Source organism: Vallitalea guaymasensis (assembly GCF_018141425.1).
GTDB lineage: Bacteria > Bacillota > Clostridia > Lachnospirales > Vallitaleaceae > Vallitalea > Vallitalea guaymasensis.
Window position 1 is genome coordinate 4,615,703 of sequence record NZ_CP058561.1, and the last position, 18,971, is coordinate 4,634,673.

Here is an 18,971-nt window from a genome sequence, read left to right on the forward strand (position 1 = left end):
AATGTTTTTGAGAGTGAGGTTATTTATGAAAAATAATTATTATGCACAAAAATTAAATTCAACAATGTTATTTAAGGCATACGAAACTCAAATACCCAGAGTAAAACAGTATTTGGATGCGGAAATCTCTTTTGTGAAAAATAATTTGACAAGCAGTGAAAGGGTTCTGGAATTAGGGGCTGGTTATGGACGTATTGTTAAGGAATTAGCAGGAGATTGTAAATCAATTGTGGGTATTGATGTTTCAGAAGAAAGTGTTGAGTTAGGAAAGGAATATTTGAAGGATAGTCAAAATGCAAAGATTATGACTATGAATGTACAGGATCTTCATTTTGATGAAAAATTTGATGTAGTTCTTTGTTTGCAAAATGGTTTGTCTGCAATGAAAATTAAATCTACTGAATTGATTGAGAAGATTTTGGAAATGGTTGTTAGTGGTGGAAAAGTTTTTTTCAGTACTTATAGTGAAAAATTTTGGGAATATAGGATAATGTGGTTTCAAGAACAAGCTGATAAGGGGTTACTAGGCGAGCTTGATTATGATAAAACAAAGGATGGAGTTATTATTTGTAAGGATGGTTTTAAAGCTACTACGTATACTCAGAAAGATTTAGAAGAGATTGGAGATTCATTAGGATATGAATATAAAATCCATGAGGTAGATGAGTCAAGTGTTTTTCTCATTATCCATAAAAATTAGACTTCAAAATGTAAAGAGTTAATGGAGAATGTAGTATACTAAAGAATAAATATAGTATAAAATCTGAAATTAGTATTAATAATAAAATTAAAAATAAACAGAATGACTTAAGTTACTTTAGAGCAACTCAGGTCATTTTTTTTATGCCCAAATCAGTAACTTTAGGATTATGACCAGTTACTCACGCTATATTGTAAATAACCTATGATTTTAATAAGATAAGACTAGGTAAAAATTTAAAGGAGGATTTTCAATGAAAAAGATAATATTATTAATACTAATGATTTTGTGTTTCATGAGTATAAATGCAGTCTGTTATGCAGCTGAAACTACCGACGGGCTATTTAACTATGAAACTGCTTATGATAGTAACAATAATAAATATGTTATTATTACAAATTATAATGGTAGTGATACAACAGTTAATATACCAGCTATGGTAGATGTGAGCTTTTCTCATGATGGTAGTATGCCTACTCCTGTAAGAAAAATTCAGTATGCTGCTTTCCAGTGGGAAGATGCTTTAACAAGTATAACAATACCAAATACAGTAAGAGAAATAGGTGCAAGTGTATTTCGGGGATGTTCTTCATTAACAAGTCTATCCATACCAGAGGGTGTAGAGATAATTGGAGGTAGCGCTTTTCAGCAGTGTAGTGGCATAACTAGCATCTCTATCCCTAGTACTATAACTAGTCTTGGAGACAATGTTTTTGAACGTTGCACTAGTTTACAAAGCATCAATGTAGATACAAATAATAATGAGTATAAATCTATTGATGGAGTTCTATTTACTAAGGATGGAAGTAAATTGATACGTTACCCTGAAGGAAAATTAGATACTTCTTACACTATACCAAATCATGCAACTATTCTAGGTGATAAATCATTTTACAATTGCGCTGGTTTAGAAGATATTATAATACATAATGATGTAACTACTATAGGATTAAGTGTATTTTGCCAATGTATAAAATTAACCAATGTAGTAATTCCAGAAAATGTAACTGATATAGGTGGAGCTGCCTTTTCCCAGTGTCCAAAGTTAACGAAATTAACAATACTTAACCCAAATGCAAATATAGGAATGTACCTTTATACTGGTAGTTTTCGTGTAGTAGTATATTGTTATGAAGATTCTACTGCTAAAACATATGTAATGACAGATGCTGATGGTAGTAACAGACCGTGGCATCCTATACCAGAAGTGAAAAATGAGATACCGAATCAAACAGCTGCAGTTGGAATCTCTTTTAACTATGAGGTTCCTACTGATACATTTAACGATACATACAGTTATAATTACGAATATACAGCTACTGGAATGCCGACAAGTATAACATTTGATGAAAGTTCAAAGACTTTTTCAGGTGTACCAACGGCTACAGGGAGCTATGATATAACAATTACTATGACAGAAGCAGGAAACAGTGTAAGTGATACGTTTGCTATAATTGTAACACCGACTAATACATCTCCTACAGTAGATAAGGAAATACCAGACCAACAAGGAGAAGTTGGTGTTGATTTTAGTTATACAATTCCTCAGGATACATTTATAAATGTAGATGGATATACATATACTGCTGAGGGAATGCCAAGTGGTATAACGTTTAGTGGCAGTTCTAAAACATTTACAGGTGTTCCAACAATTTCTGATTTATATATGGTAACTGTAACAGTAAGTGATGGTAATAATAGTATCTCGGATACTTTTAACATAATGATAAACAACAATTCAGACAATACAGCTCCAACAGTAGCTAACGAAATACCAGATCAAACAGCAACAGTTGGAAAAGAATTTACATATATAATACCTGAGAATACTTTTACAGATACAGATGATGATACTTTAATATACTCTATGTCTACAACAAATTCAGTAATAATTTTTAATGAAGATACAAGAACTCTTATATATACACCAACTACCGAGGAAACTGTTAGTGTAACTATAACTGTCACGGATGAAGGTGAAGAAGAGACATCAGATACATTTGAGATAAATGTAATAAAACCACCTGCTTTTACTACTCTTTCAGTAACTGATATCACAAAAATGGATGCTAAAGTTATATTTTCGGTAGATAAAAATTGTACATATGAAGTGACAGTACTTATGCCACGTCCTTCATATGAAGGTCCTTATTGGATTATATCAGATGGAAAGCAGACAGGCAGCATAGCAGCAGGAGATGAAGTAACACTAACAGTAGATAGAACTTTGGGAGAATTGAATGCTAACTTGTCAGTAGGGACTGAATATGCAATATGTGTACGTGTAGCTGATAGTAATAATAATTATGTGCTAGAGCATATTTTATTTACTACTATGAAAAATGACAATACAACTACACCAATAGCACTAGCAATGCAGTCAAGAAGTTATAATCGTATTACTCTTACACCTACAAATGGCTATGAGTACAAAATGGGAACTGGTACGTGGCAAGATAGTAATGTGTTCACAGGGCTAAATGCAAGTACAGAGTATGTATTTACACAAAGGATTAAAGAAACAGATAGCACATATCAATCCGTAGAGAGTGATAGCATAACAATATCTACAACAGCTAGACCATCAACTGGTGCTGGATCGTATTCTAGTGATAGTAGTAGTTCATCATCCAAGTCAGTATCAGGTGCAAAAACAATATCATCAAGTAAAAAAGGCAAAGATACAACTTTTGCTATAAAGCAAGAAGATATTGAAGTAAGTTTTAATGGTACAGCATTTGAAGGTTTAGAGAAGAAAAATGTTCAAGCTAAGATTGATAAAGTAGATAAAAAAGACTTAAAACTTTCAAAAGAATTAGAAGAACAAATCGGAACTTTACCTATATTTGATATATCAATATTTGTAGATGGTAAAAAAACTAATTTTGAATCTGATGAGCCTATAATAATTGAAATACCAATCAATGGTGATTATGAAAATCATAAAGTAGTTGCAGTATATATTGATAAAAAAGGAAATGCAGAAATAATAGAAGGTATTGTAGTCAATGGAGTAATGAGATTTACTACAAATCATTTAAGTAATTATGCACTAATGTATGTTGATAAAACCTTTGATGATGTTGCTACACATTGGGGCAAAATAGCTGTTGAAACACTTGCTAGTAGAGAAGTGATTAACGGAAAGAGTGAAACTTCTTTTGATCCTAATGGCGAAATAACTAGAGCAGAATTTACAGCTCTTATAGTTAGATATTTTAACTTTACATCACAGAGTAAAGATAACTATAGTGATATAGAGGCTGATAAGTGGTATACAGATAACATATCTATTGCAAAGGATAATAATATTTTACCTGAGGTATATGGTAATACATTTGAGCCAAGTAAAGAAATAACACGTGAAGAAATGATGTATATACTTTACAAATCCCTTGAAGTTACAGATAGACTAGGTAATTTTGATGACGAAGATGATAAACTAGAAGATTTTATAGATAATAATGAGATATCAAGTTATGCCATAAAAGGAGCTAAATATCTAATAAGTAGAGATATAATCAACGGTGGTGATAATAATATAATTAATCCTACGGGTACTTCTAAGAGAGCAGAAGTAGCTCAAATGCTGTACAATATGATTATCAGTAAGAAAAACTAAATAAATAAGGATTAATGAGTTGAGGGAGGGTATACATAATAAGTATACCCTCTATTCTATCTCAAAATAAAGGTGCAATATTAGTCATAGATTGGTATACACTAATTGGTTGAAAATGGTAAATAAAGGGTATATAATTGAGCATAGATTGATTCTGTATATCATTACTAGGGAAGGTATGATTGTAATGAAAAGTCTAGTTTATTATAAAAACAAGTCGTATAGAGGTTAAAAAAGAATAGGTAGTAAAGGGGAAAATAATAAATGATATTTGAGAAAATTAATAGTAATCACATTGAAGAAATGGCAGATATTACACTTGGAGAATATGAAGAAGAATGTAGTAAAGTACTTGAGTTACCAAATAAAGATTATAAAGATTTATTTTGCAGGGTGTTATCAGATATGGTTAACAATAATCTGGGAATAGTAGCATTAGATAAACATAAGGTAGTTGGGTTCATGACTGGTTATGGACCGATTAGCGATTTTTTTGGTAATGTAAAAGGTACATTTTGTCCCATACATGGTCATGGAGCAATTGAAGAAAATAGAGCATATATTTATTCAATGTTATATCAAGAAGTGGCTAAAATCTGGGTTGAACAAGAAATATTTAATCATGCAATAGCAATATATGCCCATAATGAAATAGCCATTAAAACTTTCTTTCAAAATGGATTTGGTATGAGGTGTGTAGATGCTATTACATCTATTAATAATGACAAAATAATATATAAGAGCATACCAAATGTAAAGATAGAAGAAATTAGTATAAATAAGATTGATCTTCTAATTGATCTTAAGAATGAATTAGCCTTACATATGAACAAAAGTCCAATTTTTCATCCAGCGCAAATATCAGATATTAAAAAATTCAAAGAACAATCAGTAAGTAGAAAATCTAGATTTTTTACTGCTACTATTCAAGAGAAGATAATTGGGTATTTAGAGATTAAGCCATCAGGTGAAACTCTTATAGATGATGATTCTGAGACAATGCATATCTGTGGAGCATATATATACCCTAAATATAGAGGAACAGGAATTTATAGTAGTTTAATAGCCTACATGATAGAGAAATTAAAGAAAGAAGAGTATAAGCGATGTGGTGTGGATTTTGAAAGTATTAATCCAAATGCTAATAAAGTTTGGTTAAAATATTTTACACCATATACATATAGTTTAGTGAGACGAATAGATGAAAGAAGTAATTTAAACAGTATTGGATAAAATATATCCATTCAACTGATAAAGAAGAGATTTTTATTTTTGATTATATAAAAATGTTGCATAATTACGAGCAATCAGGAGATATATCTAGTATATTGGAGGCTAAATATTACATTTACTAATCCTAATCAGAAACAATTAGCCAATTTAAAATCTAAGTATAATTTATATAAATGTAACTTAAAATTAGATTATATAATTTGGTTTGATAAGCTAATAGAAGATATGGAGCAAATTCTTTGTAAATTTGATAAGTAACTAGTAGAAGTAATTATAAAATATATAATTATATAGTACTGTAAAACTAATATTAAGTAAGAGTATAAAATTGATAAAGGAGATTTGGAGTATTGAAAGCAAGAGTATATGATAGCTGTGAAGACTACTATTTTATTTCAGAGGTACTAGCTATAATTAATATTGGATACTATGAAAAATATTTGGTTATGGATTCAAAAGCAGATAATAGATTGAAGTTAATTGATTTTCTTGATAAAAAAGTGAAGACAGATAGCTATGGGGCAAATGTTAATATTATTGATTATTTTTTGCCGGATAATTGGATTTCACGGAAAGTAAAGAAGAAAGAAGACTGCAACCGTCTATTGGATACAGCTGATAGAGATAGATATATTTTTTCTTTTAGAGGTTATGAGTATTTTTCTGATAATCTTAATATTATTTCCGACCTTATATTAGGAAAAGAAGTATTTAGTAGAGATATCAGCTTTTTTAATAACCTAAAATCTGCTGATATAGAGGGGTGGAGTTATTTAAGGAGCCAGAATGACATTGATGATCTAATGAAAAGGTTTCATGGATTTCATGACTCAGTGTTGGTTGATGCAAGCTATACAAGTGGTTCTTATGTAGATAATGACAATGCAATGTATTGCATGGATACAATACGTTCAATGCATATGAAATTTGATAGTCAATGGTCAGATTCAATTGAATTAGTATTCTCTGGAGTTTTGGATTCAAGGTTAAAACCTGCTGAAGATAATTATACTAGTAATCTATTTGATGCATCCATTATTCTTAAAGACGAAATTATTTATTTTTTTACGGCATACGTCAAGGAAGTAGATGAAAATTTTAATGGGACTTGGATTAAATCTTTGGAAGTGAGATGGAGATATGTGTAAGAAAATATGTAAGTTTATTACTATGATAATAGTACTAACTATATTAGGTATTATTAGTTTATATACTAATGGAAATATAGGTGTACCAAAATCAAGAATTGAATCTGATGCAAGACAATCACAAAAAATTGATGATAGTTGGGAAGTTGCAAAGTCCATATCAAATTCTTTATGTGCCATGGTTTTTTACAATGAACATTGTAGTGATCATACTTTTTCTATATATATTAATAGAAAAGGCTTTTCTTTTGGATACTTCTTTAGAAGTGGTGGATCTTTAAGTTCTATAGAAGAAAGTATTTATGAATTTAAGTTAAATAGATATGGCAAAGCTTTACTTTCAATGAATAAGGTGAAAGCTGAGCGTATTGAAATAGATAATGGACATGAAATTAAAAAAATTGATATAGACAGTGAAAAACCATTTACAATTATTCTTGAAGAAAATATAGGTGTAGTAACAATCTATGACATTCATGATAAAGTTATTAATTATAGATTTTAAAATAAATGATTATTAAAGTTATGTTTGAGTAATTATTTGTCTCATGTGGGCATTAAAAGATAATATGAAAATATTCTATATACTTGCGCAAAAAGAGAATGGTTACATTAATTAAATGACATTATCTGATTATGACTATTATTATCATTTACAACATTGTTAATCTATTATATAATATAGTGATGATAATAATTCATAGAGAGAAGGATAAAAAATATGAAGCAATATTTAAAAGATGTGCCAGAAACATTACTTATTCCTCTTTGGGCAAGAGCTGCAGAATCAAAAATTGATAATCCTATAGTAGTTGATGATAAAGCGCTAGAAATGATGGAGCAGATAGATTATGAGTTTACAAAATTTGAAGGCTCATGGATGACCCAGACAGGAGTGGCAGTTAGAACAGAAATACTTGACCGAGAAGTGAGAACTTTTATAAATAAATATCAGGATGCTACAATTATTAATATTGGATGTGGATTGGATACCAGATATTTTAGAGTTGATAATGGACAAATATGCTGGTATGATATTGATTTACCTGAACCAATAAGATTAAGGAGAAAATTTTTTGAAGAAACTAATAGACATAAGATGATAGGTAAATCAGTTTTTGATTTCACATGGATTGATGATATACATAAAACAGGACCAATCTTAATAATAGCAGAAGGAATTTTAATGTATTTCACAGAACAGCAAATAAGGGAGTTAATGTATAAATTACTGGATCATTTTTCTGGAGCTAATATGTTACTTGAAATGATGACACCTTTAATAGCTAAAAATGGTAAAAAGCATGATACAGTTAATAAAACTGGTGCAACCTTCAAGTGGGGAATTAAATCAGGAAAAGAAATGGAGAAGATAGACTCTAAAATAAAATTTGTTGATGAATGGAACTATTATGATTACCATAAAAATAGATGGAAAGGTCTTAGATTGTTAATATTAATACCTTTTTTCAAAAAAAACTTTAATAATAGAATAGTTCATATTAAAATATAGATAAAAAAACATTAAACATAATTAAAATAAACTAAATATTAACAATAATATAAAAGTGTCAAAAATTGCGAATTTTACATACAATTTTTGACAGACTTTTTATTGTGATAAGTGTATTGTATACATTGTACTAAAGTTGATTTAATTAAGGGGGATAATAGAATGAAAAAAATATTAGGTTTAATATTAGCTGGAAGTTTAATTTTATCACAAGGCATGATTGCAAATGCGGCTACTAGAGAATATATTGAAGATGAAAATAATGACACTAGGGCAACTGCGGATAAATATAATGTTTATGAAAGTAATACATATGTTTATGGAACCGTAAATGGTTATGATGATACTGATTATTTTAAACTTGTTGCCACTACATCTGGAGAGATGGATATAGATCTTTATTTTGATAAAGCTAGTAGTGATATTGACATAGATTTTTATGTTTACGATTCATCAGAGGATATATTAACAAAAATATCTAATTGTGATGGCAGTGACAATTACAGAACTAATGTAGATGAAAATGATTATGTATATGTCCGTGTGGATTATGATGGTGGAAATTTAGCAGAACCATATGAATTATGTTTTGATATGGATTAATAAAAAAAGATAAATTAGATTTACTTTAGTACGAGCCTACCTTAATGGTAGGCTTAAATTTTATCATTAAACATCATCCTTATTTATAGAAGGTAAGGTCTCCAATGAATAAACCAACTTGAGAATTGATATCAAAACCAACTTAATGCAAAAATTCCAATAATTTAATATCAATAATAATATGTTAAACAAAGTTTTAACTCACTATTATATCTTGACTATATACAGAATTGGTAATAAAATTACATGTATAATATATATTATTAGTGTTTAGTTCTACTCGTACATATTATTAAATATTTTAAATTGAGCATGTGTTGTAAAAAAATAAAAAATTTGGTAATGATTACAAGTTTTATAGGTAAGGGGGTTGTTATAACGGAGTTGCTAAAAAATGCTGTTACGGGAGTAAATATTATACCTACAGCTTTATTAGGAGTAGTATTGTTGTACTGGATTATTGTTATTATTGGTGCATTTGATTTTGACTTTCTGGATGTTGATATCGACATAGGTGCTGATAATTCAGGTCCATTCTATGCAATTTTAGCGTTTCTAAATGTAGGAGAATTGCCTTTTATGTTAATTATAAGCATATTTATACTGAATTTTTGGATTATATCAATGTTGATATATTACTTACCTTTTGTTGCAGTAGGAGGTCTGTTGAATGGAATATTACTAATACCTGCCATGATAATCAGTATATTCCTGACAAAGTATGAAACCATTCCCCTAAAAGGTATATTCAAGTATAGCAATATGCAAGATAACAAAGACAAACAAGTACTTGAACAACTATGCATACTCATGTGCGATGTGAAAGATGGACGTCTAGGTCAAGCTAAAATCAAAAGAGATGGTGCTTCAATAATAATTAATGTTAAATCCGAGTATGAGGAAGAGTCATTTAATAAGGATGAAGCTGCATTTGTCAGCAGAAAAGACACAAATAAAGATATATATTACATTGTCAAGTTAGATTTATAAATCATAAAATCTACAATTCTATTAAAAGGAATTCAGTTCCAACAATGAAAATATCTCAGTAAAAAATAAGGAGTGTTAAAATGTATTCAGTTCAAATTATATTAGCCACTATAGGAGTAGTAGTAATAGTTGTTGGTGGATTACTAGCACTATTTTCAAGATTCTATCACAAGGTAGAACAAGGAAAAGTAATAGTAAGAAATGGTGTTGGTGGTCCAATAGTATGTTTTGGTGGTATTTTCGTAGTACCAATAATTCATAGATATGAAGTAATGGATATCTCAGTTAAAAGAGTAGAAATAGCAAGAGAAGGAAAAGATGGTTTGATTTGTAAAGACAATCTAAGAGCTGATATAAGAGTTGCTTTTTTTGTTAGGGTCAATCAAACGCGTGAAGATGTATTGAAAGTTGCTCAGTTATTAGGCTGTCAAAAAGCATCTGATCCAACAACTTTGATGGAATTCTTTGATGCCAAGTTTTCAGAAGCCTTAAAAACAGTTGGTAAGAAATTTGATTTTGTCCAACTATATACTGAAAGAGAGACTTTCAAAAATGAAATTCTACAGATTATTGGAACAGATCTAAATGGTTATGTTATGGATGATGCGGCAATCGATTATCTAGAACAAACAGATGTTGGGCTTTTGAACAGTAATAATATATTGGATTCAGAGGGTATCAAGAAAATAACTGAACTCACTTCAGAGCAAAGAATTTTAGCTAATCAAATAGAAAGAGATAAACAAAAAACTATAAAACAACAGGATGTATCTGCAAGAGAGGCTATATTAGAGCTTGAGAAGCAAAATGCTGAAGCAGAAGCTAAGCAAAAAAGAGAAATAGCGATTATTAATTCTAGAGAGACAGCAGAAGCTGAAAAAGTAGCCCAAGAAGAGAGATTCAAGTCAGAAATGGCTAGAGTTAAAACTGAAGAAGAGATAGAGGTTGCTGAACAAAATAAAGATCGACAAGTTATTGTTGCCATGAAAGCAAAAGAAAGCACAGAAGCTGTTGAAACAGAAAGAGTAGATAGAAAAAGATTACTGGAAAGAACAGAGAAAGAAAAGTTAGTTGAACTTGCTACTATAGAAAAAGAAAAAGAGGTAGAGGTTCAGAAGAAAGATATCCAGTCAGTTATAAGAGAAAGAGTAGCTGTTGAGAAAGATACGGTAGTTGAGGAAGAAAAGATTAAAGATACACGTGCAATAGCTGAAGCTGATCGTTATAAAACTGTAGCTATCAAAAAAGCAGAAGAACAATCAGAGAAGGATCTCATTATAAAAGTTAAGACAGCAGAAGCGTCAAAACAAGCTGCTGAGAGAATTGCAGAAAAGACAATCATTGATGCAGACGCAAAATTAAAAGCTTCACAAAAAGAAGCAGAATCAATAAAAGTAATTGTTGATGCTAAGGTACTTGAAGAATCAACTAGTGGTATAGCTGAGGCAAAAGTTATTGAAGCAAAAGCTTTAGCACAGGCAAAAGGTGAAACTGCTAAGATTGATGTAAAAGAAAAAGAAGGAAATGTTGAAGCTGATATCTTGAAGAAAAAATATTTGGCAGAAGCAGAAGGAATCAAAGAAAAAGCTACTAGCATGAAAGCATTAGACGAAGTAGGAAAAGAGCATGAAGAGTTCAAACTCAAACTAGAAAAAGAAAAAGAAATTGCACTTGCAGATATCAATATCCAAAAAGATATAGCAAGTTCACAAGCAGCTGTTATTACAGAAGCACTCAAATCAGCTAAGATTGATATTGTTGGTGGAGAAACTATGTTCTTTGATAAAATTGTTGGTTCCATTACAAGAGGTAAATCATATGACCGTTTAGTTGATAATAGTGAAGTGCTTAGTGATATAAAAGAAACATTTATAACAGGAGACCCAGATTACTTTAAGAAACAATTACAAGAATTAGTAGGTAGATTTAACTTAACATCTGAAGATTTAAAGAATCTATCAATAGCTGGAGCTGTTAATAAAATGATGAATAATGCTAATGGTGAAGACAAAACAATGTTAGGTAAACTATTAGATACTGTTAATAAGGCAGGAGTTGCTGACTTACCAGCAAAATTGATGGAAACTACACGTAAATGAGGTAGATGATATTGGATGTTAAAGATAATAAAGATATAAAAACTAAAAATGATAATAACGATATGGAAAATGGTACATATGAAGTTATTAAGAACAGACTTGTAAAACAAGGTAATGACTTAAAGGAACGTGTCCACAAACTTAATTCCGTTAGAAAAGAAGTCTTTGGTTCTATTGAAACAAAGCTTCTTGGAAGCGAACGTATTATAACCGAGAATAATTGTATACCTAGAGATATGGCGCCAGTGGATGACTTCTTTATCTTTGGTTACAATGTTCATATCGGATTGAAATCCAAGGTGGAACTTAGTGATGTATTTTCTATTTATCAATATAAAGATCGTACATTCCAAAAACAGACACTCGAATTAATTAATGATGATCAGTTTCTAAGAGATTTTGATGAGCTGTACAAGTATTATAAGAATACGTTTTTTGCTAAATTCACTATAATTGAACCATACTTCTATATGGTTTTCCAGACAGGAAAAAATGCTACAGACATCAAAGTATTCAAATGGCTGATAGAAGATGGAAGATTAACATATGTAGATTGTAGAAGTGACCATGAAGTTAAATTCATAGGTAAAAACGAATTCAAGTTTGTCAAAGCATCAAGAGATGATCAAAGAACAGGTATACATCCACATGTCTCAATTCTTGATAAAGTTTTTGTAGAAACTATAGGTGGAGACTTGACAATAAAAGTAGAAGATAATACAGAAACAGGTAAAGGGATATATTCTGAAGATGTTGAGGATAAAGACCAGAACCTTGATGATGCTGAGATATTTTATGCAGATTTAGACCAGATAATAATACTTAAGATTAAGCCATACAAGGAGAATGATTACAGGTATTTCATATTCAATAATAAGTTGAAGAATGTTGTAAGAATTGATTCCATAAAAGATACATGTATGCTCCTGCCAGGTAACCATGGTCTTATATTCCCTCAGGGTTACTATCTTCAAAATGGTGAATATAAAGTATTTGATGTACCAGCGGATAATTCAGTTTTTGATCAGATGATTAGCTCATCTAACGGAGAGGATTATCAGTATATCTTTTATAACATTGATAGTGGTATATATTTAGTATATTCATATAACATAATTGAACAGACAATAGATACACCTATTGTCTGTAGTGGATACTCACATTTTAATAATGGTGAGATGATAGTATTCAAAAATGAAGAAGAGCCTAGAAAGAATCATATGATACAGATATGGCAAACGCCTTATGTTGGGAAAAATTATGTAAGTGAGAGTAAAAATGACTCTATCTTATTTAATATCGGCAATAAGGATATTGTAAACTGTATGGCTGAATGTAAGATAGTATATAAACTCATTCAAAAAGGCGAGAGCTATCAGAGTATATATATTGATATTGTAAAAGAATCAGAGCAATTAATAGATTCTTACTTCTGGCTTGATAAAAAAGAGGTATATAACTTAAAAGAAGTACTTATATCTATAAAAGAGACCTCAACATTTGCCATTGGTGAATTTGAGAAAGTAGTAAGAATCAAAAAAGCTACAAAGAAGCAAATAAGCAGTGTTTCAGATGAAGCAGAAGAACTTCTCAAGAAACTGGAATATGGTACGTTTGATAGTATAAATGAATATGTGAAGGTATTAGCTGACATACGAAATCTTCGTGGCAAGATTGTTTCACTAAGGGACCTAAGATATACAGATATACAATTCGTTGATTCATTAGACGGGAAAGTTAAAGAGAAGAATGAGGAATTCTCAAAAAAATGTGTTGAATTCATAATTAAGCCTAAAGGTCTTAAACCTTATGCTGATAAAGTACAAGAATTACAAGATAGCGTTGATAAGGTTAACAAATCAAAAGAGGGAAAAGAACTTTGGGAAAAAATAGATGAAACCTGTGCTGAATTAGAACTTTTGATAGATATTGTAAGTAATTTTAAGATTGAAGACCCAACTATGACTACAGAAATCATTGATAAAATTTCATCCCTATTTTCTTTAATCAATAATACTAAGGCAAGATTAAAAACCAGAGTGGAGCAATTCACGAAAAGTGAAATGACTACTCAATTCAATTCACAAATGAAATTACTTAGTCAAGCTGTAGTCAATTATCTAGATGTTTCTGACACAGTAGAAAAATGTGACCAATACCTCAATAAAGTTATGGTCCAGATACAAGAATTAGAAGGTAAATTCGCTGAATTTGATGAGTATATAGATAAACTTGGTGAAAAACGAGAAGAGTTATATACTGCTTTCGAGAGCAAGAAACAGGCATTGATAGATAAGTTGAATAAACGTATCCTTGGATTGGTTAACTCTTCGGAGCGTATAATAAAGGGAATAACCAATAGACTAGGTAGTTATGATTCAGTAGAAAAGATTAATGGATATCTTGCTACTGACATTATGGCTGAGAAGGTTAGAGATATCATTTCTCAGCTAAGAGAATTAGGAGACAATGTCAAGGCAGATGAGATTAGCTCGAGGCTGAAAAAATTGAAAGAAGATGCTATCCGTCAACTTAAGGATAAAGAAGAACTATATGTCAACGGTGATAATGTCATAAAATTAGGACAACATCATTTTTCAGTTAATACAAAAGCCATTGATTTATCTATTGTACAAAAAGATGATGAATTATATTATCATATAACAGGTACTGATTTTTGGGATAAAGTCGTTCATGATGATATAAGTAGATATGAACATGTTTTTTCACAGAGTATTGTATCAGAAAGCAGAGATGTTTATAGAGGTGAATACCTTGCTTATTTGGTGTTTAGAGCAGCAAGTACTAAACAGTTTGAAAGTTTGGATGTGCTATACTCAAAGTCTGAAACTCAACTGGTGGAAATTGTTCAAAAATATATGGAACCAAGATATCAAGAAGGCTATACCAAAGGGGTACATGATAGTGATGCAGCTAAGATATTAAAAGCATTACTTGAACTTAATCAGAATATAGACTTGCTAATATATAGTAGCCAGGTTAGAGCTTCAGCTAGATTGTTTTGGAATAGGTTAATAGATGCTGATACGAAAAAATTATTGACATCCAGGTTAAGAGAGTTAGCTAAAGTCAGTGAATATTTTAATACATCACCTAATTTGGAAAGCTATATACCTTATATAGTAGAAAAACTTGAAAATACCTATAACAATGTAGTGCTGTTTGATAGCAAGAATATTCCTGATGCAGCTGAATATCTCTGTAAGGAAATTATGAAAAATAAAGATTTCGTAGTCAGCAGGGAAGCTAAAAAAATGTATGAAGGCTTTGTTGGTTATCTAAGAGATAAAAATGCTCTAGAAACTTTTGAACTATCTGTCAAAAACAGTAAAGATGACATAGAAGGGCTTTTTTATCTAATCAAAGAATGGGTTAATGCCTATGGAACAGAGACTAATGGATTTGAAGATATAGATAAGGATGAATTGGCAGGGTTAATTGATGAAGTAATTGTTCTATTAATTGAGAACGATGCTAACTTAGGTAGAGTTATAAATATGGATTCCAAGATAACCATAAGTGAATTAGTTGGTAGCCACTATGTAATTAACGAAGGAACATACAAATTAGCCTATACTAGGTTCATGAACAAATTAAAATACTATAGTGAAGTTACTGTAAATGACTATATCAAATTCCAAGATATCAAGAAGGAACTTATCAAGGAATTTAAAACAGAACTCAATCTTGATGAATTCAAGCCAAAAGTTCTTTCATCTTTTGTTAGGAATAAGCTTATTGATAAAGTATATTTACCTCTCATTGGAGATAATCTTGCTAAGCAGATTGGTGTTATAGGAGAAAATAAAAGGACTGACCTAATGGGTATGCTATTATTAGTATCTCCACCAGGCTATGGTAAAACTACTTTGATGGAGTATATAGCAAGTAGACTTGGTATTATACTCGTTAAAGTTAATGGTCCTTCCCTTGGTAACGATGTAACATCATTAGATCCAGGAAAAGCAAATAATACTAGCGCCAGAGATGAACTTAAAAAACTCAATCTTGCACTTAAGATGGGAAATAATGTAATGATATATGTTGATGATATCCAACACTGTAATCCAGAATTCTTACAGAAATTCATATCATTGTGTGATGGACAAAGAAAGATTGAAGGAGTATATAATGGTAATGGGCAAACATATGATCTAAGAGGTAAGAAAGTAGCTGTGGTAATGGCTGGTAATCCTTATACTGAAAGCGGCGAGAAATTCAAGATACCAGATATGCTATCAAATAGAGCGGACGTGTATAATCTTGGAGATATGCTTAGGGAGAATGAAGAAGCCTTCAAGCTTAGTTATATTGAAAACAGCTTAACCTCTAATCCTGTACTTAGTAAACTCACAAGCAGGAGCCAAAAAGATATATATGGTCTTATCGAAATGGCTAACGGAGCTGAAAGAGAAACTGTGAATCTTGAGAACAATTATTCAATAGATGAACTTAATGAGTACACTAGTGTCATAGAAAAACTATTTAGAGTCAGAGATGTAGTTCTAAAAGTTAACATGGAATACATTTATTCTGCAGCTATGGCTGATGAATATAGAAATGAACCACCTTTCAAACTTCAAGGTTCTTATAGAAACATGAATAAAATAGCAGAAAAGATTGTGCCTATAATGAATGACGAAGAATTAAATCATCAAATACTAGCAAGCTACGAAAATGATTCCCAAACACTAACCTCTGATGCCGAAGCTAATATGCTCAAGTGGAAAGAAATAGTCGGCTGCCTGAATAGCGAAGAACAAAAACGTCTTGATGAAATAAAATCTATATTCCTCAAGAATAAACTTATAAAAGGCGATGACAAATTAGGTCAAGCAGTAAGCGTTTTAAGTAATCTTACAGACAACATAGAAATGATTAAAGATATCTTATCTGCAAGTATAAAATAAACTAAGTTAGTATATTAAAATAAGATTCATCAGAAGAAGGGGTTGTCAGATACATTTTGGGGATGTTACTAAAAATGTATTATACGACAACCCCACTTTATTTTATAATACAGCAAATTAAATATTATATAATGTGAACTACAGAGTGTAGATAGTATATGGGAATATATAGCAGTGAGCTAGGACGGCGAACTCAGCCTTTTAAACATGGACGTTTAATGGGCTGACGAAATATTCCCATATACTATCTACACGACTGTCAGCCACTTTCCATTATCTTTTATTAATTAGTTCCCTATCTACCACATATATATTTATTAACACATAAAAACAAGGAGTATTTCTTTGAACAAAAAAGATATCAAAATCATAATGAAATTCCCTGACAATAAAGAAAATGATTGCAAAAAAAATATAAACAAGATATTAACTGAACTATATGCCGAAGTTATTATCAATAAACTAAAAGAGAATGTTCCAGAAGATAAGATGGTAGACTCTATATCAAATATAAAAAAGTTACTTAAATTTAAAGAATCAAAAAATTATTAGATTTGTAGTAATTTTTAGTCAATATTTCTAAATAAATAACTCCTTCAAAAGGTCATAAAATGACCTTTTTTTATCTTATATGAAAGTTCTATTAAGTATATGAAATAAAACCATATCTCATATACGTTAAAGAACTTTCCTAACAACTTAAACTCCCTACGGATAACATGATGTATTACTATTTTATTTTACAAAAATTGGAAAATGTATTATAATATAGGAGTCTAAGCAGTTAACAAAATAAAATTAAATAAAACAATAATTAAGATAATTCATTCTATTAATTGACGAAAACAGTAATTGAATATACAAATTACAATCCATAATTTGACACAACTGCTATATTATTATAAAATGTGTTATATTATCCATTACAATAATTATGAAGTTACTATTAAAATTAGTAATAACTGGCTAAACTATATTTATTAAGTACTTGATAATATAATCTGAAGCATACTGGGAGTTTAATTAATTACATATAAGGTTAAAGAATTATATAGGTTATTAAGGAATGTATGAGAATTATTAGGAGGAGAGTACATGAACACATTAAAAAAAATAGTTATCTTAGGAACTATGGTATTATCGTTGACAGCATGTTCATCTAATAATAACGATAAATATATGACACTATACAAAGAATTACTGGAAGAGCAACCCCCAGATATAGAAAACATAGTATTTGAAGATGAGTCAGGAAATAGATTATTAGAAGATGAATCGGGTTTTATAACTATTTATAACAATACCAAATTAACAGCATCAGTAGATGGTAATTCAACAGATGCAGAAGTATATTTTGTTCCATCAGGAAGTGACAATAGTGAATATCAACAGCTAGTGAATTCAGGGTCTATAGAGGATGATAAAGCAGAGTTCATATTAAAACAAGAAGAATTTTCAGATGGTCTTGGATATTTATGGGTAGTGGTATATAATAATGAATTAGGAAGAAAATCTGAAGAATTTAAAATATCACTAGTAGAAGAATAGTATAAGGAGGAAATGCTAATGAATACAGCTTACTTATTAATAGATTACGTATATGATTTTATTGATGATAAAGGAGTTTTATCTTTGAGTAAGCGTGGGCAAGCTATAAAAGATAATATAATAAAAGTTATTGATAAAATAAAAAAAGATGAAGATTTATTGTATATCTGCAATGATGACCATGAGGAAAATAGTTACAAGTTTTCACCTGAAGCTAAGTTGTTTCCATTACATTGTGATAAAAAAGGAAGTGAATTAGCTATTGATAAAGACGTATTCATGAAAATAAAACCTGAAAAGACATATAATATATCAAAGGTGATGTATTCTTCATTCAATGGAACCAGATTAGACTTGGTTTTAAGACAACAGGATATCAAAGAACTAGTATTAATGGGAGTGTGTACAGACATATGTGTTCTGCATACAGCTATTGATGCATATAATCTTGGATATAAAATCACTGTGATTGATGATTGTTGTTGTGGATTAACAGATGAAGGACATGGGTTTGCACTTAATCATTTTAAGAATACTTTAGGAGCTAAGATTGTAACAAGTAATGAATTACTAAAAAGTTAACA

General features: G+C 30.2%; 13 protein-coding genes. All 13 read left to right on the forward strand.

Features of this window, described 5'->3' with window-relative positions; translation table 11 throughout:
* Window positions 1-25 precede the first annotated feature (25 nt).
* Window positions 26-700: a class I SAM-dependent methyltransferase gene (locus tag HYG85_RS19785; RefSeq protein WP_212691112.1), complete on the forward strand. Its 675-nt coding sequence runs from the start codon at window positions 26-28 to the stop codon at window positions 698-700.
* A 253-nt stretch (window positions 701-953) separates the two neighbouring features.
* Window positions 954-4,322, forward strand: coding sequence for a leucine-rich repeat protein (locus HYG85_RS19790; RefSeq protein WP_212691113.1), 3,369 nt, complete (start codon window positions 954-956; stop codon window positions 4,320-4,322).
* Window positions 4,323-4,586: 264 nt separating this feature from the next.
* A complete protein-coding gene (locus HYG85_RS19795) occupies window positions 4,587-5,555 on the forward strand; it encodes a GNAT family N-acetyltransferase (protein ID WP_212691114.1) in 969 nt (322 codons plus the stop codon).
* A gap of 350 nt (window positions 5,556-5,905) precedes the next feature.
* A complete protein-coding gene (locus HYG85_RS19800; protein WP_212691115.1) occupies window positions 5,906-6,703 on the forward strand; it encodes a hypothetical protein in 798 nt (265 codons plus the stop codon).
* A complete protein-coding gene (locus tag HYG85_RS19805) occupies window positions 6,696-7,208 on the forward strand; it encodes a hypothetical protein (RefSeq protein WP_212691116.1) in 513 nt (170 codons plus the stop codon). Before HYG85_RS19800 ends, HYG85_RS19805 begins: the two co-directional genes overlap by 8 nt.
* 216 nt (window positions 7,209-7,424) lie before the next feature.
* Window positions 7,425-8,216, forward strand: coding sequence for a class I SAM-dependent methyltransferase (locus HYG85_RS19810; protein WP_212691117.1), 792 nt, complete (start codon window positions 7,425-7,427; stop codon window positions 8,214-8,216).
* A gap of 162 nt (window positions 8,217-8,378) precedes the next feature.
* Window positions 8,379-8,819, forward strand: a complete 441-nt coding sequence (locus HYG85_RS19815; RefSeq protein WP_212691118.1) for a hypothetical protein — start codon at window positions 8,379-8,381, stop codon at window positions 8,817-8,819.
* Between the two features lie 384 nt (window positions 8,820-9,203).
* Window positions 9,204-9,809 carry an OB-fold-containig protein gene (locus tag HYG85_RS19820; RefSeq protein ID WP_212691119.1) on the forward strand — a complete coding sequence of 202 codons (606 nt, stop codon included), beginning with the start codon at window positions 9,204-9,206 and terminating at the stop codon, window positions 9,807-9,809.
* A gap of 80 nt (window positions 9,810-9,889) precedes the next feature.
* A complete protein-coding gene (locus HYG85_RS19825) occupies window positions 9,890-11,908 on the forward strand; it encodes a flotillin family protein (RefSeq protein WP_212691120.1) in 2,019 nt (672 codons plus the stop codon).
* 11 nt (window positions 11,909-11,919) lie between these two features.
* On the forward strand, window positions 11,920-16,839 hold the full coding sequence (locus HYG85_RS19830) for a DNA repair ATPase (RefSeq protein WP_244971228.1): 4,920 nt from the start codon (window positions 11,920-11,922) through the stop codon (window positions 16,837-16,839).
* Between the two features lie 345 nt (window positions 16,840-17,184).
* Window positions 17,185-17,391, forward strand: coding sequence for a hypothetical protein (locus HYG85_RS19835; protein WP_212691122.1), 207 nt, complete (start codon window positions 17,185-17,187; stop codon window positions 17,389-17,391).
* A gap of 543 nt (window positions 17,392-17,934) precedes the next feature.
* Window positions 17,935-18,387, forward strand: a complete 453-nt coding sequence (locus tag HYG85_RS19840) for a hypothetical protein (protein WP_212691123.1) — start codon at window positions 17,935-17,937, stop codon at window positions 18,385-18,387.
* 18 nt (window positions 18,388-18,405) lie between these two features.
* Window positions 18,406-18,969: a cysteine hydrolase family protein gene (locus tag HYG85_RS19845; RefSeq protein ID WP_212691124.1), complete on the forward strand. Its 564-nt coding sequence runs from the start codon at window positions 18,406-18,408 to the stop codon at window positions 18,967-18,969.
* Window positions 18,970-18,971 lie beyond the last annotated feature (2 nt).